Source organism: Pseudomonas sp. WS 5059 (assembly GCF_012985525.1).
In the GTDB taxonomy this organism is placed as follows: domain Bacteria; phylum Pseudomonadota; class Gammaproteobacteria; order Pseudomonadales; family Pseudomonadaceae; genus Aquipseudomonas.
Map to the genome: position 1 here is coordinate 303,555 of NZ_JAAQWO010000006.1, position 17,402 is coordinate 320,956.

Here is a 17,402-nt window from a genome sequence, read left to right on the forward strand (position 1 = left end):
CACCTATCTCGAAAAGGCATGACTCGTGATTTCCACCCGGCAACTGCGTTACTTCGTTGAAATCGCCGAGAGCGGCAGCTTCAGCGCCGCCGCCGAGCGCCTGTTTGTCGCGCAATCGGCCCTCAGCCGGCAGATCAAGGAGCTGGAAATTATCCTGCAAACCCCGCTGTTCGAGCGCACCGCCCGCCAACCCAGGCTGACTGCCGCCGGCGAGGCGTTTTATCCACGGGCGCGCAACCTGCTGGGCGAGTTGCACAAGGCCAGTGAACTGGCGACCCAGGTCGGCCACGGCCAGCTCGGCACCCTGCGCCTGAGCCACTCCAGCACAGTGCCGATGAGTGGACGTGTGCTGCGCGGGATCAGCGCCTGGCTGGAACAGTGCCCCGGGGTGTCGCTGGATATCGTCAAACTGTCCTCTGAAGCGCAGTTGGAAGACATTGCCGAGGGTCGCCTGGAGGTCGGCCTGCTGCGCCTGCCGGTGCTGCGCCAGCGCGAGGGAGTACGCATCCTGCCTTTATATAAGGAGCCGCTGCTGCTGGCAGTCCCGCCAGGCCATCCGTTGGCCGGGCATTCCTCGGCCATTGAGCTGGCGCAGTTGCAGGACCAAGCCTTTATCTCGATCCCCCATCCGCAACGCGGCGGCCTGAGTTACCTGTCAGCCGAGTTGTGCATGCGCGCCGGATTTTTCCCCAAGGCGGCGCGGGTGATGTCGCGCAAGACCACCCAATTGCAACTGATCCAGGCGGGGTTTGGCATTGCCCTGCTGCCCGAGTCGATGCGCGATATCGCCCCGGCCAACATTCACTTCCTGCCCCTGGCCGACCCCGACTGCCACAGCACTGTGGCCCTGGCCTGTGCGCAGGGGCCGAGCGCGCTGGTTGCGCAGTTCTGTCAAACACTGGGCGAATGCCTATAAACTGCCGCCCATGACTAAAGATCGCCTCTCATGATTAAAGACCCGTTTGCCCGCCTGGGCCTGGACCGCGAAGTCCTGACTGTCAGCCAGCTCAACGGCCGCGCGCGGGTGTTGCTGGAGGACGTGTTCACCAATATCTGGGTCGAGGGCGAGATCTCCAACCTCGCCCGCCCGGCCTCCGGCCATGTGTATTTCACCCTCAAGGACAGTGGCGCGCAGGTGCGTTGTGCACTGTTTCGCAATAACGCTGCGCGGGTGCGCCAGGCGTTGAAGGATGGCCTGGCGGTCAAGGTGCGCGGCAAGGTCTCGCTGTTCGAGGGGCGTGGCGACTATCAGTTGATTCTCGACACTGTGGAGCCGGCCGGTGATGGTGCGCTGCGCCTGGCCTTCGATGCACTGAAGGAAAAACTCAGCGCCGAAGGCTTGTTCAGCGCCGAGCGCAAAGTGCCACTGCCGGCCCACCCGCGGCGCATCGGCATTATCAGCTCACCTACGGGCGCGGTGATTCGCGACATCATCAGTGTGTTCGGCCGCCGCGCGCCGAATGTGCAACTGACCCTGATCCCCACCGCCGTGCAGGGCCGCGAGGCCGTGGCGCAGATTGTCCGCGCCCTCAAGTTGGCCGATGCCCGTGGTTTTGATGCACTGATCCTGGCCCGTGGTGGTGGCTCGCTGGAAGACCTCTGGTGCTTCAACGAAGAAGCCGTGGCGCGGGCCATCGATGCCTGTGTCACGCCTATCGTCAGTGCCGTGGGCCATGAGACCGATGTGTCCATCAGCGACTTCGTGGCCGACGTACGCGCGCCCACGCCGTCGGCGGCTGCTGAGCTGCTGGCGCCGGATGCGAGCAACCTGGTGCGTCAGGTCGAAAGCCTGCATCGCCGGCTGGTGATGCTGATGCGCAATCGCCTGACCCACGACCGCCTGCGCCTGGAAGGCATGGCCCGGCGCCTGCGCCACCCCGGTGAGCGCCTGCGCCAGCAGGCCCAGCGCCTGGATGACCTGGATATGCGCCTGCGCCGCGCGTTCGAGCGCAGCCTCAATACCCGCCGCGAACGCCTGATCCGCCTGGAAACCCGCCTGGCCGGCCAGCATCCGGGGCGGCAATTGGCGCTACTGCGCCAAAGGCTGGACAGCCTCGCCGAACGCCTGCCCCGGGCCATGCGCGAAGGCCTCAAGGCGCGCCGCCTGCAACTGCAAAGCCAGGTGCAGACGTTGCAGGTGGTCAGCCCGCTGGCGACCTTGGGCCGTGGCTACAGCATCCTGCTGGACGAGCGCGGCCAGGCCATTCGCAATGCCGCACAAACCCACACCGGCCAGCGCCTGACCGCGCGTCTCGGTGAAGGCCAATTGCAAGTGCGGGTGGAAGACAACCACCTGACACCCGTCACCCTTTCATTACTGGATTGATTGATGCCTCGTCTATTTAGCCTGTTGATGTTGCTGTGCCTGACCTTCAATGCCCACGCCGACAGCTACATCACCCGCACTCTTAACAAGCCGGTGCCTGGCGGTGTGGCCGTGGTCGACCTGGGCCCTGGAGCCGCCGCGCCGAAAGCCACTTACCAAGGCAAACCGGTGCTGGTGGTCAAGGAACAGGACAACTGGCTGGCGATTGTCGGCATCCCGTTGACGGTCAAGCCCGGTAACGAGCGGATCAGCAGTGGCGGGCGCACCCTGCCGTTTATCGTTGGTTTCAAGAAGTATCCGGAACAGCGCATCACCCTGAAGAATAAAAGCCAGGTCAACCCTGAGCCGGCGCAACTCAAGCGCATCGAGGGCGAGTTGGCGGTGCAGCTCAAGGCTTACCGCAGCTTCAGCCCGAACCTGCCGAGCAACCTGGTGCTGGACAAGCCGGTGAATGGTCCGCTGTCGAGCAGGTTCGGCGTGCGCCGCTTCTTCAACGGTGAAGAGCGCAACCCGCACTCGGGCCTGGACTTCGCGGTGCCTGCCGGCACGCCGATCAAGACGCCGGCCAATGGCAAGGTGATCCTGGTGGGTAATTACTTCTTCAACGGCAACACGGTGTTCGTCGACCACGGCCAGGGCTTTATCAGCATGTTCTGCCATATGTCGAAGATTGACGTGAAGGTGGGCCAGCAATTGGTGCGAGGGGCGGTGGTCGGCAAGGTCGGGGCGACGGGCCGGGCGACCGGGCCGCATATGCACTGGAATATCAGCTTGAATGATGCGCGGGTGGATCCGGCGATCTTTATTGGCGCGTTCCAACCTTGATGTGATCGTTGAGCTTACTGGCGCCATCGCGGGCTTGCATGCGAGGGCGCCCGATCAGTCGCCACTGATTGCGCATCTGGAAACCCCAACGCAAATAGAACAAAGCCTCCCGACTTTTTCCACAATAAAATCTCGTTTCCTACAGCAATAGCAGAACTTCTCTCAATTTTTTCCGACTGCTTGCCATCTTTCACCCCGGCGGTTAGGGTTGAGCTTATGAAAACCTCTCACACCCTCATTCAGCTCCGCCAGCACCGCAGCCTGTGCCTCGTCAGCGCACGACTGCCAGGCTGAATCGATCTGCCTCGTCCCCGATTTGCATCCCTAATAAACGCTTTCTGGCAGGCCGCCTCTTCTCGGCCCTACAACAAGGATTCTTCTGATGAGCATGCTCAAAGACCCGTCTTCGAAATACCGCGCGTTCCCGACCATTGATATCCCGGACCGCACCTGGCCATCCAAGACCATCACCACCGCGCCGATCTGGTGCAGCTCCGACTTGCGCGACGGTAACCAGTCGCTGATCGAGCCCATGGATGCGGTGAAAAAACTGCGTTTCTGGAAAACCCTGGTCGCGGTGGGCGTGAAAGAGATCGAAGCCTCGTTCCCGGCCGCGTCGCAAACCGACTTCGACTTCGTGCGCACCCTGATCGAAGACAACCACATCCCCGAGGACACCACCATCCAGGTGCTGACCCAGGGCCGTGAAGACTTGATCGCCCGTACCTTCGAATCCCTGCGCGGCGCCAAGAAAGCCATCGTGCACTTGTACAACGCCACTTCGCCGTCGTTCCGCCGTATCGTGTTCAACCAGGACAAGGATGGGATCAAGGCCATCGCAGTCGACGCAGCCAAGCTGTTCGTCAAGTACGCTGCCCAGCAGCCGGAAACCCAGTGGACCTTCGAGTACTCCCCGGAGACCTTCAGCGCTACTGAACTGGAATTCGCCAAGGAAGTGTGTGACGCGGTGATCGAGGTGTGGAACCCGACGCCCGAGCACAAGATGATCCTCAACCTGCCGGCCACCGTGGAATGCGCCACGCCGAATATCTATGCCGACCAGATCGAGTGGTTCGGTCGCCATATCAACCGTCGTGACAGCGTGATCATCAGCCTGCACACCCACAACGACCGTGGCACTGGTGTTGCAGCGACCGAACTGGGCCTGATGGCCGGCGCCGATCGTGTCGAAGGCTGCCTGTTCGGCAACGGCGAGCGTACCGGTAACGTCGACCTCGTCACCGTGGCGTTGAACCTCTACACCCAGGGCGTGAACCCTGAGCTGGACTTCTCCGACATCGACGGCGTGCGCAAAGTGGTCGAGGAATGCAACCAGATCCCGGTCCACCCGCGTCACCCGTATGTTGGCGACCTGGTCCACACCGCGTTCTCCGGCTCGCACCAGGACGCGATCCGCAAGGGCTTCGCCCAGCAGAAACCGGACACCTTGTGGGAAGTACCGTACTTGCCAATCGACCCGGCCGACATTGGCCGCAGCTACGAGGCGGTGATCCGCGTCAACAGCCAGTCGGGCAAGGGCGGCATCGCCTACTTGCTGGAGCAGGAATACGGCATCAGCTTGCCACGCCGCATGCAGATCGAGTTCAGCCAGGTGGTACAGGCCGAGACCGATCGCGTGGGCCTGGAAATGACCGCCGCGCAGATCCACGCATTGTTGCAGCGTGAATACCTGCAGGCCAACACCCCGTACGCGTTGGTCAGCCACCGCTTGCAGGAAGAGAACGGCAACAGCTCGGTAGAAGTTGAAGTGTCCGGCAAAGGTCAGGGCGAAACCAACCTGCGCTGGCACGGCAAGGGCAATGGCGCGCTGGAAGCGCTGGTGGCCGGCCTGCCGATTGGGGTTGAGATCATGGACTACAACGAGCACGCGATTGGCGCGGGTACTAACGCCAAGGCTGCCGCTTACATTGAACTGCGCGTGAACGGCGAGCGTCCGGTGCACGGTGTGGGGATTGATGAAAACATCACCACGGCCAGCTTCAAGGCGGTGTTCAGCGCGCTGAACCGTTCGTTGAGCCAGCTGGAAGCGAAAGCGGCGTAACTGCCTGCTGGAATGCAAAGGCCCCTGGGTGAGAACCCAGGGGCCTTTTTTATTTGTGGTTGTGGTGGTGCTGATGGCCTTATCGCGGGCAAGCCCGCTCCCACATTGCAATGCAGTCCCCTGTAGGAGCGGGCTTGCCCGCGATAGCTACCTCACTGGCAACGGGCTCCTGTCAGACAAACTGAAAGCTATCGGCATCCAGATTCGCCGGAAATCGCGTGCGGTACTCCGCCAATTGCGCCGCCTCCAGGCACACCTGGAACACCCCGTCCGCCTCCCCCGCGCTCAGCAGGCTTTCACCCTGGAAGTCCAGGACCTGGCTGTCCCCGGTGTAGGCAAAACCCTTGCCATCCGTCCCCACCCGATTCACCGCCGCCACATAGCACAGGTTTTCGATGGCCCGGGCCGGCAACAGGCGGTTCCAGTGCTGGCGCCGCGCCCCCGGCCAGTTGGCGGTGTACAGCAGCAGGTCGGTGTCCTGGGCGTCCCGGCTCCACACCGGGAAGCGCAGGTCGTAGCAGATCAGCGGGCGTATCCGCCAACCCTTGAGCTCGAACTGCACCTGACGCTCGCCAGGCGTGTAGTGATTGTGCTCGCCGGCCATGCGAAACAGGTGGCGCTTATCGTAGTGCAACACCTCGCCATCGGGCCGCGCCCACAAAAGGCGGTTACGGTGACTGCCATCGGCGGCCTGGATGATCACGCTGCCGGTAATCACCGCGTTGTGCTTATGTGCCTGAGCCTTGAGCCATTCATGGGTCGGGCCGTTTTCGGCTTCGGCTAGCAGTTGGGATTCCATGGAAAAGCCGGTGGTGAACATTTCCGGCAGCACGATCAGGTCGGCGCCCGCGGTCTGCTCCAGCAGCAACTCGAAATGCTCCAGGTTGGCCTGGCGGTCATGCCAGGCCAGGGTGGTCTGTACCAGGGCGATATTCAGGTCGGGTAAAGCACTTAGATCACGCATAGTTTCTCGGCTGCTTGGCGCAGCGTCTCCTCGCGTTTGGCAAAGCACAGGCGCACCAGGCGCTGGCCTTGGGGTGGGTTCTGGTAGAACACCGAGACCGGAATTGTCGCCACGCCATGCTCGCGGGTCATCCACAGCGACATGGCCACGTCATCCAGGTCCGGGCGAATCTGTGAGTAATCCACCAGTTGAAAGTAAGTACCGGCCACCCGCGTAAAACTGAAACCCGAGGGGGCCAGCAGATCGCAGAACAGGTCGCGCTTGGCCTGGTAAAAGGCTGGCAGTTCCTCGACATGTTCCGGGTGCTCGGCCATAAAGTCGGCCAGGGCGAACTGCAACGGCGTCACACCGCAGAAGCTGACGTATTGATGTACCTTGCGCAGCTCGGCGCTCAAGGCCGCTGGGGCCACCACGTAGCCGGTCTTCCAGCCGGTGACGTGGTAGGTCTTGCCAAAGGAGCTGACCACGAACGCGCGCTGATACAGCTCTTCGTGGGCCAGGACGCTGACGTGGGGCACGCCATCGAAAACCAGGTGTTCGTAGACTTCATCGCTGACTAGGTAGATATCGCGGTCGCGGATCAGCTCGGCCAATTGGTCCAGCTCGGCGCGGCTGATCAGGGCGCCGCTGGGGTTGTGCGGGGTGTTGAGGATGATCATCCGCGTACGCGGTGACAGCGCCGCCTCGATCTGCTCGAAATCCAGGCTGAAGTCCGTCAGCCCCAACTGCACATGCACGCAACGCCCACCGGCCAGCTCCACCGCAGGTTCGTAGCTGTCGTAGCACGGGTCGAAGACAATCACTTCATCACCGCTGCGGATCACCGCCTGGATCGCACAGAAGATCGCCTGGGTGGCGCCGGGGGTGATGGTCACTTCGCTGTCGGGACTGACCTGCACGCCATAGCTGCGGGCGATCTTGGCCGCCACTTGCTGGCGCAGGGCCGGTAGGCCGGTCATTGGCGCGTATTGGTTATGGCCGCTGGCAACGTGTTTGCCCACCGCGTCGAGCAAGGCCTGGGGGCCATTGAAGTCGGGAAATCCCTGGGACAGGTTCAACGCGCCGGTTTCGGCAGCGAGTTGCGACATGGTGGTGAAAATGGTGGTGCCGACATTTGGCAGCTTGCTGGTGATCATTCGGTGGGCCCCTGGCGGTGAGTTACAAGTTGTAAGCTGCAAGCGCCGAAGGGTCAATCGTGAGGCACAAAAAAGGGCTCGTTCAGAGCCCCTTCTTGGGTAACGCCTAACTTACATAAGAGCTGGCTTGCCTGGGTTGGCGCTGGGTCAGTCAGCACATCGGTGTCTGACCTGTCGCTATCGCGGGCAAGCCCGCTCCCACACAAGCCTGCTCCCAGGGCTAGCGGCGATCTTTACGCTTTTTGTCAGCCTTCTTGTTGTGGCTCATCAAGCGACGTTTCTTGTTCACTTGGCGGTCAGTCAGGCTGTTCTTGTTGCCTTCGTACGGGTTTTCACCACCTTTGAACTCGATGCGGATCGGTGTACCGACCAGCTTCAGGACACGGCGGTAGGTGTTTTCCAGGTAACGCACGTAGGACTTGGGCACCTTCTCGATCTGGTTACCGTGGATCACGATAATCGGCGGGTTGGCACCACCCAAGTGGGCGTAACGCAGCTTGATCCGACGGTTGTTGACCATCGGTGGCGCGTGTTCGCCCACGGCGTCTTCGAGGATCTGGGTCAGACGGTTGGTCGGCCAGCGGGTGACCGCCGACTTGAACGAGTTCTGTACCGAAGCGTAGAGGTTGCCCACGCCAGTGCCGTGCAGCGCCGAGATAAAGTGGATATCGGCGAAGTCGACGAAGAACAACCGACGTTGCAGCTCGACCTTGACGAAGTCGCGCTCGCTCGGGGTCATGCCGTCCCATTTGTTAATCGCGATCACCAATGCCCGACCGGCCTCCAGGGCAAAGCCCAGCAGGTTGAGGTCGTGGTCGACCACGCCTTCGCGGGCGTCCATGACGAAGATCACCACGTTGGCGTCTTTGATCGCCTGCAGGGTTTTGACCACCGAGAACTTTTCAACTTCCTCGTGGATCTTGCCGCGCTTGCGCACACCGGCGGTGTCGATCAGCGTGTACTTCTCGTCGTTACGCTCGAACGGGATGTAGATACTGTCGCGGGTGGTGCCGGGCTGGTCATAGACGATTACCCGGTCTTCACCGAGCATGCGGTTGACCAGGGTCGACTTGCCGACGTTCGGGCGGCCGATGATGGCGATCTTGATCCCGTCTTTTTCACTCGGGCCAGGAATGCGCTTGGCTTCCTCGCCTTCGGCGACGATCTCTTCTTCACCTTCAACCTCTTCGGCGTCATCCTTGGGGAAGTCGCGCAGGGCGATTTCCAACATCTGGGTGATGCCGCGACCGTGGGCACCGGCGACGGGAATCGCGTCACCCAGGCCCATCGGGCTGAATTCGGCTCGGGCCGCCTCAGGATCGATGTTGTCAATCTTGTTGGCGATCAAATAGGAGCGCTTGTTACGCTTGCGCAAGTGCTCGCCGATCATTTGGTCGGCAGCGGTGTAGCCCGCGCGGGCGTCCACCAGGAACAACACGACATCGGCTTCTTCAATGGCCAGCAGCGACTGCTCGGCCATCTTTTCGTCCATGCCATGCTCGTCACCGGAGATACCACCGGTGTCGACAATAATGTAGGAGCGCCCTTGCCACTTTGCCTCACCGTATTGGCGATCACGGGTCAGACCGGACAAGTCGCCGACGATGGCGTCGCGAGTCCTGGTCAGGCGGTTGAACAAGGTGGACTTGCCGACGTTAGGTCGGCCCACCAGGGCGATTACGGGAACCATGCGGCTCTCCACTGCGTTATTTCAGAAAATACAAAAGCCGCTGCAAGGCAGCGGCTGGTGCTCGGGGCAACACCCGAAGGTGCCGCATGCCCTGCCGAAGCAGGGCCGCCTGGGGGTTACCCCAAGCATAGTTCTTACTTGATGGTCAGGGCTTCCAGCTTGCCGCTGTTACCAAACACATAAAGCATGTTGCCTACTACCAGCGGACGCGCACGCAGGCCGTCGCTGTCGATACGCTCACGGCCGACAAAGCGGCCATCCACCTGGCTCAGCAGGTGCAGGTAACCTTCCAGGTCGCCTACCGCTACATAGCTGGAGAATACTTCCGGAGCCGACAGTTGACGGCGAGCCAACGAGTCGTTGCTCCACAGGGCTGTGGTGGAACGTTCGTCGACGCTTTCAACGGTACCGGATGCCAGGCTCACGTAGACGCTGCCAAACCCTTGGGCGACACCGGCGTAGCTGGAAGCATCACGCTGCCAGAGGACACGACCGCTTTGCAGGTCCAGCGCCGCAACACGGCCCTGGTAAGTGGCGACGTACAGGGTTTCGCCCGACAGCAGCAAGCCGCCGTCGATGTCCACGACACGGTCCAGCTCGGAGCGACCTTGTGGAATGGCGACCCGCGATTCCCAGGCCGGCACGCCGTTCTGGGTATCCAGAGCGACCACTTTACCGGTCGAAAGACCTGCCAGCGCCAGGTTATTGGTCACAACCGGACCACTGGTACCGCGCAACGTCAACACCGCAGGGGTGCTGTCATACAGCCAGCGCTGCTCACCGGTGTTGGCGTCGAGGCCGATGACACGGTCATCCTGGGTCTGCACCACGACGATGTCGCCGTTGGTGGCAGGCGGTGCGAGGACTTCACTGGTCACGCGAGCGCGCCATTTCTCTTCACCGTTGCTCGAATCCAGGGCCACGACTTCGCCTTTCAGCGTGCCGATCATCACCATGCCGTAACCCACGCCGACGGCGCCGGAAACCGGGAGCTCGAGGTCTTTCTTCCACTTGACGTCGCCGTTCATGCGATCCATGGAGATCACCACGCCCGTCACGTCAGCGGCCACAATGTTGTCACCGTCGATTGCCGGTACCAGCATGTTGTAGGTGTCGCCCTGGCCGTCACCGATGGAGCGGCTCCACTGCTTTTGCAGGACCACTTCTTCCTTGAAGCTGGTCAGCTCGGCCGGAGGCAGTTCTTTTTTGCTGTTGCTGCTGCAACCCGCGGCCAAAACGGCCAGAGCCAGCAATGCTGCATGTTTCCAACGGATCACGTCACGCATCCCCTTTGGCCAAGTCGTCCAGCTTGATTTGTAAGCCACCGACCGCTGCTTCATCAGACAGCGCAGCCTTGGCTTTTTGGTACGCAGCATTGGCTTCGTCGGTACGACCCAATTGGACCAGCAGGTCGCCCTTGAGCTCTTCGCGAGTGGCTACAAATGCCTTGTCAGCATCGCCGTCGAGCAGTTTCAGTGCTTCGTCGGCTTTGTTCTGTGCGGCCAGGACCTGGGCCAGGCGCTGACGTGCGATTTCACCCAGGGTCGGGTTGCTCGGTTTGTCGGCGATGGCTTTGAGCTCGGAGGCTGCATCATCCAGCTTACCGGTATCGACCGCGACTTTCGCGACGAACAGGCTGCCGTATTGGGCGTAGGTGCTACCACCAAATTCGTTTTTCAGCTTGCCGGCCAGGTCCGCCACTTGGGCAGGATCAGGCTTGCCAGTGGGCGTCAGCGTGGTTTCCAGCAGTTGCTGATAGAGCATCGAGGCGCCTTGCGACTGATTGCCCTGATACTTCTGGAACGCCTGCCAACCGAACACCACCACCAGCGCCAGCAGGCCGCCAGTTACCAAGGGTTTGCCGTTACGCTGCCACCAGTCTTTGAACTCGGCCAGCTGATCATCTTCAGTACTCGACACCCCAATACTCCTTAATCGCTAAATTCGGCTGTTTGACAGCTTCAACCCTGCACGATGCAGGTGGCCAAGTGCGCGGCAAGCGCATCAAAGGCAATGCTTTGTTGTTCGCCCTGGCCACGCAGGGGTTTGACACTTACCACTTGCTGGGCCAGTTCATCGTCGCCCAGGATCAGCGCGTACAACGCGCCGCTCTTGTCGGCTTTCTTAAATTGGCTCTTGAAGCTGCCAGCGCCGGCATTGACCAGCAGGCGCAGGCTCGGCAGTTGGTCGCGCAGTTGCTCGCTCAAGGCCAGGCCAGCCAATTCAGCTGCCTCGCCAAAGGCGCACAGGTACACGTCCACCTGACGGGAAATTTCTTCAGGGATCTGCTCCAGGGTTTCCAGCAACAGGATCAGCCGCTCGATGCCCATGGCAAAACCCACGCCCGTGGTCGGCTTGCCGCCCATCTGCTCGACCAGGCCGTCGTAGCGCCCACCGGCACACACGGTGCCCTGGGCGCCGAGCTTGTCGGTGACCCACTCGAACACGGTCTTGCTGTAGTAATCGAGGCCGCGCACCAACTTGGGGTTGATCACGTAGGGAATACCGGCCGCATCCAGGCGAGCCTTGAGGCCCTCGAAGTGGGTGCGGGATTCGTCATCCAGGTAGTCGGCCATTTTCGGCGCGTCGACCAGCACGGCCTGGGTGTCGGCGTTCTTGGTATCGAGGACGCGCAACGGGTTGGTCTTCAGGCGACGCTGGCTGTCTTCATCGAGCTTGTCCAGGTGGGCCGACAGGTACTCGACCAGGGCCTCACGGTAACGGCCACGGGACTCACTGGTGCCCAGGCTGTTGAGCTCGAGCTTGACCGCGTCGCGGATGCCCAATTGGCCCCACAGGCGCCAGGTCAGCACGATCAGCTCGGCGTCGATGTCCGGACCATCGAGGTTGAAGACTTCGCAACCGATCTGGTGGAATTGGCGATAACGGCCTTTTTGTGGGCGCTCGTGGCGGAACATCGGGCCGATGTACCACAGCTTCTGGGTCTGGCCGCCACCGGTGATGCCATGCTCAAGCACAGCGCGCACGCACGCAGCGGTACCTTCCGGACGCAGGGTCAGGGAGTCGCCGTTGCGATCTTCGAAGGTGTACATCTCTTTTTCGACGATGTCGGTCACTTCACCGATGGAGCGTTTGAACAGCTCGGTGAACTCGACGATTGGCATGCGGATCTGCTTGTAACCGTAGTTATCCAGCAGGCGCGCGACCGTGCTCTCGAAATAGCGCCACAGGGGCGTCTGCTCGGGCAGGATGTCGTTCATGCCACGAATGGCTTGCAGAGACTTGCTCACATCAAATCCTTAAATTCGTTCGATCAGCCGCGAGCGATAAGCGCTGCGTCAGAGGCGACCTTCTCGGCCGCTTTCTCGCGGATCAGCCGTTCCAACTGATCCACCAGATTATCATTCGTCAATTTCTGCGACGGCTTGCCGTCGATGTAAATCAGGTTCGGGGTGCCGCCGGTCAGGCCCACATGCGCCTCCTTGGCCTCACCCGGCCCGTTGACCACGCAACCGATAACCGCGACATCCAGCGGCACCAGCAGGTCTTCCAGGCGTACTTCCAACTCGTTCATGGTTTTCACCACGTCGAAGTTCTGCCGCGAGCAACTCGGGCAGGCAATAAAGTTGATGCCACGGGAGCGTAAATGCAGGGATTTGAGAATGTCGTAGCCGACTTTCACTTCCTCTACCGGGTCCGCCGCCAAGGAGATGCGAATGGTATCGCCAATCCCGTCGGCCAGCAGCATACCGAGACCCACCGCAGATTTCACTGTGCCTGAACGCAAACCACCGGCTTCGGTGATGCCCAGGTGCAACGGCTGCACGATTTCCTTGGCCAGCAGGCGGTAGGCTTCTACCGCCATGAACACGTCGGAAGCCTTTACGCTGACCTTGAAGTCCTGGAAATTCAGGCGCTCAAGGTGCTCGACGTGGCGCAGTGCAGACTCGACCAGGGCTGCCGGGGTAGGCTCGCCATATTTTTTTTGCAGGTCTTTTTCCAGGGAACCGGCGTTGACGCCGATACGGATCGGGATCCCGCGATCACGGGCCGCATCGACCACGGCACGCACGCGGTCTTCGCGACCGATGTTGCCCGGGTTGATCCGTAGGCAGTCGACACCCAGTTCGGCCACGCGCAACGCGATCTTGTAGTCGAAGTGGATATCGGCGACCAGTGGCACCTTGACCAATTGCTTGATGCGGCCAAACGCCTCGGCAGCGTCCATATCCGGCACGGAAACCCGCACGATATCGACGCCGGCGGCTTCCAAGCGGTTGATCTGGGCCACTGTGGCAGCCACATCATTGGTGTCGCTGTTGGTCATGCTCTGTACGGCGATGGGGGCATCGCCACCCACCGGCACCGAGCCGACCCAGATCTTGCGCGATACGCGACGTTTGATTGGAGATTCGCCGTGCATGACTATTGTCCCAACTTCAGGCGAGCGGTCTCGCCACTGGTGAACGGCGCCACGTCCACAGGCTGGCCGTTGTAGGCCACTTGCGCGCCACGGGCGAAGCCCAGACGCAGCGTCAAAGGAGGCTTGCCGACCTGATCAAGCGTATCTCCCTTACGCTTCAAAGCACTGAACAGGACCTTGCCATTGCCATCGGTGACTTGTGTCCAGCAGTCAGCGACGTAGGTAATCTGGAGACGGCCATCGCCCGCCACGCTGGCAGGCGCCTGGGCGGCAGGTGCGGCGACCGTTGGAGCGACGGGTGCGACCGGTGCCGGCACAACGGGGGCCTGGGCCGCAGTGGCCGGAACCTGGCTTGCGGGCGCGGCTGGAGCGGCTGCAACGACGGCCGGGGCCGACTCGGTGCCGGCTTCGGCAGGCGGTTGGCCTGCTTGCAGGTCAAGATTGGTTTCAGCCGTGGCCTCGCCCTGGGCGACAGCCTGGTCTTCCGGCTCGTCCAGGGGATGAATCTGGGTGGTGCCGTCGGCGCTTTCGACTTCGACGTGCTCCATAGCGTTGCTGATCAAGTCCTTGCTGCGCAGCGAGGTCTGGTCCTGCCACCAGACAAAACCACCACCGATCACCGCAATCAGCAGCAACAGGCTGACAATTCGCAAAATCGTGTGGGAAACACGCACGGGCTCTTCAATACGACCAAGACCGTGTACGTTGCTGCCCTGGGAATCAGTACCGGTGAACTGGTCGAATTGCTGGACCAGGATGGCCTGGTCGGTGCCCAGCAGCTTGGCGTAGGCACGGATATAACCGCGGGCGAAGGTATGCCCGGGCAGTTTGTCGAACGCGCCGTTTTCCAGGTTGCCCAGGGAAGTGGTGGTCAAATTGAGCTTGAGGGCCACTTCTTCGAGCGACCAACCATTGCTTTCGCGGGCCTGATGCAAGGTCTCGCCTGGGTTTACGCGATTAGCGGCTACAACTTCCGGGTGCGCGGCTTTCATCATTGCTCCGACAGGTATTGCTGATATTCCGGCGTACCGGGATAGAGTCGTTCTAGTTGCTGGCCAAAACGTGCGGCCTTGTCGCGTTCTTCATGAACTGTGGCCAGGCGCACACCAAGCAATAGACTACGTGCATTTTGCCCACTGAGCAGGCTAAAACGCTCGTAATAGTCACGTGCCGGCACATAATGCCTGTCTTCAAACGACAACTGGGCCATTTCAAGCAAGGCCCGTGGCTGGCGCTGGTTCAGGTGCAGGGCTTTTTCCAGTTGCCGGCGGGCGTCTTCACGTTGGCCAAGGCGCATGGAGGTCACTCCCAGGTTTTCGAAAACCCGCGAACGCTCAGGATATAGGGTATCAGTAGCTGCTTGCTGGAAATAACCGGCCGCGTGCTTATAACGCTCCTGCTGAAACAGGAAGCTGCCGTAGTTGTTAAGCAGGCGCGGATCATGGGGGCGAACCGCCAGGGCCTTCTGGAAATACTGGTCGGCCAGCTCGGGCTCGGCCTGGGCCTGGAACACCAGCGCTAGCGCAGCATTGGCGTCGGCATCCTGATTATCGAGGGCCAGGGCCTTTTGCAGCGGAACCTTGGCCTGCTCGCTCAAGCCCTGGCGCAAGTAACCCAACCCCAGCTGCACATAGGCAGCACGCGCTTCGTCGCGGCCCTTGCCAGTTTGCAGCGGGCTGTCAGAGCCCGATGAAACACAGCCAACCGAGAGGCTGGCAACAAGCAAAAGCAGCGCAAGGCGCAGGGGCATAGAGTTCCTCTCTCAGGTTCGTGTCGCGGCGTTCTGCGCCAGATCGCTGTCGGCGCTCAACTCGCGCACGGCGATATAACGCTCGCTACGACGGGTGCGATCCAGCACCTGTCCTACCAATTGACCACAGGCGGCGTCGATGTCTTCACCACGGGTGGTGCGCACAGTGACGTTGTAGCCTGCCTGGTGCAGTTGATCCTGGAAACGACGAATGGCGTTGTTGCTCGGCCGCTCGTAGCCAGAATGGGGAAACGGGTTGAACGGAATCAGGTTGATCTTGCACGGGGTGTTCTTAAGCAGTTCGATCATCTCGACCGCGTGTTCGACCTTGTCGTTGATGTCCTTGAGCATGGTGTACTCAATAGTCAGCACGCGCTTCTCGCCCAAGGTCGCCATATAACGCTGGCAAGATTCGAGCAGCATCTTAAGCGGATACTTCTTGTTGATCGGCACCAATTGGTTACGCAATGCGTCATTGGGCGCATGCAGCGACAACGCCAGGGAGACGTCGATGTGCTTGGCCAGCTCATCGATCATCGGGACCACGCCGGAGGTCGACAGGGTCACACGGCGCTTGGAAATGCCGTAGCCCAGGTCGTCCATCATCAGATGCATGGCCGCAATCACGTTGTCGAAGTTCAGCAGCGGCTCACCCATGCCCATCATCACCACGTTGGTGATGGCACGGTCGACGGTCGCCGGTACGCTGCCAAAGGATTTGTTGGCAATCCACACCTGGCCGATGACTTCGGCGGCGGTGAGGTTGCTATTGAAGCCTTGCTTGCCGGTGGAGCAGAAACTGCAGTCCAGGGCACAGCCTGCCTGGGACGAAACGCACAAGGTGCCGCGTTTGCCCTGGGGAATGTAGACGGTCTCGACGCAACTGCCGGACGCCACGCGCACCACCCACTTACGGGTGCCATCGCTGGAGATGTCCTCGCTGACAACCTCGGGACCACGAACCTCGGCAATCGCCTTGAGCTTGTCGCGCAGGGCCTTGCTGACGTTCGTCATGGCGTCGAAATCGTCGACGCCAAAGTGGTGAATCCACTTCATTACCTGACCGGCACGGAAACGCTTCTCCCCGATTGAGTCGAAGAATTTTTCCATTTCCTGTTGAGTCAGACCCAGCAGGTTGGTTTTTACAGTCGATGTAGTCATGGATTCACCTTCACTCTTTAAGCCAATGCTTAGCGAGTGGTTACTTCAGTAGCTGCGAAGAAGTACGAGATTTCGCGAGCAGCAGCGGCTTCGGAGTCCGAACCGTGTACAGCGTTGGCGTCGATGGAGTCAGCGAAGTCAGCACGGATGGTGCCGGCAGCAGCTTCTTTAGGGTTGGTAGCGCCCATCAGCTCACGGTTCAGAGCGATAGCGTTTTCGCCTTCCAGAACCTGTACAACAACAGGACCGGAGATCATGAAGGCAACCAGGTCGCCGAAGAAGCCACGAGCGCTGTGCTCAGCGTAGAAGCCTTCAGCTTCAGCCTTGGACAGTTGCTTGAGTTTCGAAGCTACAACCTTCAGGCCGGCTTTTTCGAAACGAGTGGTGATCTCGCCGATGACGTTTTTTGCAACAGCGTCAGGCTTGATGATGGAGAAAGTACGTTGAACAGCCATGGTGTAACTCCAGAAACGGTAATTTGCGAAAAATTAAACCCGCGAATTATACGCGGGTTCTTGGGTATTGCCTAACTGCGTGAGGGAGGCTTCAGTCCTGTTCTTCTTTCCAGGCAGTCTGGATAGCTTCAAGAACCTTTTCACCGCCGCGATCCCGCTCGTCTTCGAACCCTGGCAAGGCCATGACCATGTCACGCAAAGCTACAAAGTTCACGGAATAGGGATCCGTATCCGGATGGCCATCGGCCAGCAGAATAGCGATCTCTTGCACATCAACCCATTTAAGACTCATGACACTTCCTTGAATCAGTGCGGCGCTTCGGCCGCATGGTTGAGCGAATACTTCGGAATTTCGACGGTAAGGTCCTCTGTTCCCACCTTGGCCTGACAGCTCAGACGCGACGTCGGTTCCAGGCCCCACGCCCTATCAAGATAGTCCTCTTCCAGCTCATCGGCCTCTTCAAGGCTATTGAAACCTTCGCGGATAATGCAGTGACACGTGGTACAGGCGTTAACGCCACCACAAGCACTCTCGATCTCGATGTGGTTGTCGTGGGCAACTTCGAGAATGGACTTGCCGGTCTCAGCCTCCACGACCATACCGTCCGGGCAATGCTCGGCGTGTGGCAGAAAAATGACCTGCGGCATC

General features: G+C 60.6%; 17 protein-coding genes. 4 read left to right on the top strand and 13 right to left on the bottom strand.

All coding sequences use genetic code 11. The annotated features are described in order from the left end of the window. Positions 1 to 25: 25 nt before the first annotated feature. The 4 genes from HBO12_RS19390 to leuA all read left to right on the top strand — a co-directional run bounded on the left by HBO12_RS19390 (position 26) and on the right by leuA (position 5,213). Positions 26 to 916, top strand: a complete 891-nt coding sequence (locus tag HBO12_RS19390; protein ID WP_170042967.1) for a LysR substrate-binding domain-containing protein — start codon at positions 26 to 28, stop codon at positions 914 to 916. A 30-nt stretch (positions 917 to 946) separates the two neighbouring features. After that, entirely contained in the window at positions 947 to 2,326 is a 1,380-nt protein-coding gene (xseA, locus tag HBO12_RS19395) for an exodeoxyribonuclease VII large subunit (RefSeq protein ID WP_169956692.1), read from the top strand. A gap of 3 nt (positions 2,327 to 2,329) precedes the next feature. Further along, positions 2,330 to 3,151 (top strand): M23 family metallopeptidase, encoded by an 822-nt coding sequence (locus tag HBO12_RS19400; protein ID WP_170042968.1) that lies wholly within the window; start codon positions 2,330 to 2,332, stop codon positions 3,149 to 3,151. 382 nt (positions 3,152 to 3,533) lie between these two features. After that, the gene (gene leuA, locus HBO12_RS19405) at positions 3,534 to 5,213 is read left to right on the top strand and encodes a 2-isopropylmalate synthase (protein WP_169956696.1); all 1,680 of its coding nucleotides are present in this window, start codon (positions 3,534 to 3,536) and stop codon (positions 5,211 to 5,213) included. Between the two features lie 172 nt (positions 5,214 to 5,385). Here the strand turns inward: leuA and HBO12_RS19410 are convergent, their stop codons facing one another. From HBO12_RS19410 to fdx, 13 genes are all read right to left on the bottom strand, one after another. After that, positions 5,386 to 6,177, bottom strand: coding sequence for an amidohydrolase (locus HBO12_RS19410; RefSeq protein ID WP_170042969.1), 792 nt, complete (start codon positions 6,175 to 6,177; stop codon positions 5,386 to 5,388). Next, positions 6,165 to 7,313 carry a pyridoxal phosphate-dependent aminotransferase gene (locus HBO12_RS19415; protein WP_170042970.1) on the bottom strand — a complete coding sequence of 383 codons (1,149 nt, stop codon included), beginning with the start codon at positions 7,311 to 7,313 and terminating at the stop codon, positions 6,165 to 6,167. Before HBO12_RS19415 ends, HBO12_RS19410 begins: the two co-directional genes overlap by 13 nt. A 220-nt stretch (positions 7,314 to 7,533) precedes the next feature. Further along, a complete protein-coding gene (gene der / locus HBO12_RS19420) occupies positions 7,534 to 9,003 on the bottom strand; it encodes a ribosome biogenesis GTPase Der (RefSeq protein WP_057437955.1) in 1,470 nt (489 codons plus the stop codon). Between the two features lie 134 nt (positions 9,004 to 9,137). Further along, entirely contained in the window at positions 9,138 to 10,289 is a 1,152-nt protein-coding gene (gene bamB, locus HBO12_RS19425; RefSeq protein WP_032858293.1) for an outer membrane protein assembly factor BamB, read from the bottom strand. Further along, a complete protein-coding gene (locus HBO12_RS19430; RefSeq protein ID WP_057437951.1) occupies positions 10,282 to 10,923 on the bottom strand; it encodes a YfgM family protein in 642 nt (213 codons plus the stop codon). Before HBO12_RS19430 ends, bamB begins: the two co-directional genes overlap by 8 nt. 41 nt (positions 10,924 to 10,964) lie before the next feature. Beyond that, on the bottom strand, positions 10,965 to 12,254 hold the full coding sequence (gene hisS, locus HBO12_RS19435; protein WP_099169878.1) for a histidine--tRNA ligase: 1,290 nt from the start codon (positions 12,252 to 12,254) through the stop codon (positions 10,965 to 10,967). A gap of 23 nt (positions 12,255 to 12,277) precedes the next feature. Further along, the gene (gene ispG / locus HBO12_RS19440) at positions 12,278 to 13,387 is read right to left on the bottom strand and encodes a flavodoxin-dependent (E)-4-hydroxy-3-methylbut-2-enyl-diphosphate synthase (protein ID WP_057437947.1); all 1,110 of its coding nucleotides are present in this window, start codon (positions 13,385 to 13,387) and stop codon (positions 12,278 to 12,280) included. Between the two features lie 2 nt (positions 13,388 to 13,389). Further along, positions 13,390 to 14,379, bottom strand: coding sequence for a RodZ domain-containing protein (locus HBO12_RS19445; protein ID WP_170042971.1), 990 nt, complete (start codon positions 14,377 to 14,379; stop codon positions 13,390 to 13,392). Further along, a complete protein-coding gene (gene pilW, locus HBO12_RS19450; RefSeq protein WP_169956315.1) occupies positions 14,379 to 15,137 on the bottom strand; it encodes a type IV pilus biogenesis/stability protein PilW in 759 nt (252 codons plus the stop codon). Before pilW ends, HBO12_RS19445 begins: the two co-directional genes overlap by 1 nt. 12 nt (positions 15,138 to 15,149) lie before the next feature. After that, entirely contained in the window at positions 15,150 to 16,298 is a 1,149-nt protein-coding gene (gene rlmN, locus HBO12_RS19455; protein WP_169956313.1) for a dual-specificity RNA methyltransferase RlmN, read from the bottom strand. 29 nt (positions 16,299 to 16,327) lie between these two features. Continuing rightward, positions 16,328 to 16,753: a nucleoside-diphosphate kinase gene (gene ndk, locus HBO12_RS19460; RefSeq protein WP_017846179.1), complete on the bottom strand. Its 426-nt coding sequence runs from the start codon at positions 16,751 to 16,753 to the stop codon at positions 16,328 to 16,330. Between the two features lie 91 nt (positions 16,754 to 16,844). Then, positions 16,845 to 17,045 (bottom strand): Fe-S cluster assembly protein IscX, encoded by a 201-nt coding sequence (iscX, locus tag HBO12_RS19465; RefSeq protein ID WP_057437937.1) that lies wholly within the window; start codon positions 17,043 to 17,045, stop codon positions 16,845 to 16,847. 14 nt (positions 17,046 to 17,059) lie between these two features. Further along, the gene (fdx, locus tag HBO12_RS19470; RefSeq protein WP_016977666.1) at positions 17,060 to 17,401 is read right to left on the bottom strand and encodes an ISC system 2Fe-2S type ferredoxin; all 342 of its coding nucleotides are present in this window, start codon (positions 17,399 to 17,401) and stop codon (positions 17,060 to 17,062) included. Position 17,402 lies beyond the last annotated feature (1 nt).

Coding starts and splice junctions, on each gene's coding strand:
- xseA (WP_169956692.1), top strand. CDS start 947: ATGATTAAAGACCCGTTTGCCCGCCTGGGCCTGGACCGCGAAGTCCTG.
- HBO12_RS19400 (WP_170042968.1), top strand. CDS start 2,330: ATGCCTCGTCTATTTAGCCTGTTGATGTTGCTGTGCCTGACCTTCAAT.
- leuA (WP_169956696.1), top strand. CDS start 3,534: ATGAGCATGCTCAAAGACCCGTCTTCGAAATACCGCGCGTTCCCGACC.
- HBO12_RS19410 (WP_170042969.1), bottom strand. CDS start 6,177: ATGCGTGATCTAAGTGCTTTACCCGACCTGAATATCGCCCTGGTACAG.
- HBO12_RS19415 (WP_170042970.1), bottom strand. CDS start 7,313: ATGATCACCAGCAAGCTGCCAAATGTCGGCACCACCATTTTCACCACC.
- der (WP_057437955.1), bottom strand. CDS start 9,003: ATGGTTCCCGTAATCGCCCTGGTGGGCCGACCTAACGTCGGCAAGTCC.
- bamB (WP_032858293.1), bottom strand. CDS start 10,289: ATGCGTGACGTGATCCGTTGGAAACATGCAGCATTGCTGGCTCTGGCC.
- ispG (WP_057437947.1), bottom strand. CDS start 13,387: ATGCACGGCGAATCTCCAATCAAACGTCGCGTATCGCGCAAGATCTGG.
- HBO12_RS19445 (WP_170042971.1), bottom strand. CDS start 14,379: ATGAAAGCCGCGCACCCGGAAGTTGTAGCCGCTAATCGCGTAAACCCA.
- pilW (WP_169956315.1), bottom strand. CDS start 15,137: ATGCCCCTGCGCCTTGCGCTGCTTTTGCTTGTTGCCAGCCTCTCGGTT.
- rlmN (WP_169956313.1), bottom strand. CDS start 16,298: ATGACTACATCGACTGTAAAAACCAACCTGCTGGGTCTGACTCAACAG.
- ndk (WP_017846179.1), bottom strand. CDS start 16,753: ATGGCTGTTCAACGTACTTTCTCCATCATCAAGCCTGACGCTGTTGCA.
- iscX (WP_057437937.1), bottom strand. CDS start 17,045: ATGAGTCTTAAATGGGTTGATGTGCAAGAGATCGCTATTCTGCTGGCC.
- fdx (WP_016977666.1), bottom strand. CDS start 17,401: ATGCCGCAGGTCATTTTTCTGCCACACGCCGAGCATTGCCCGGACGGT.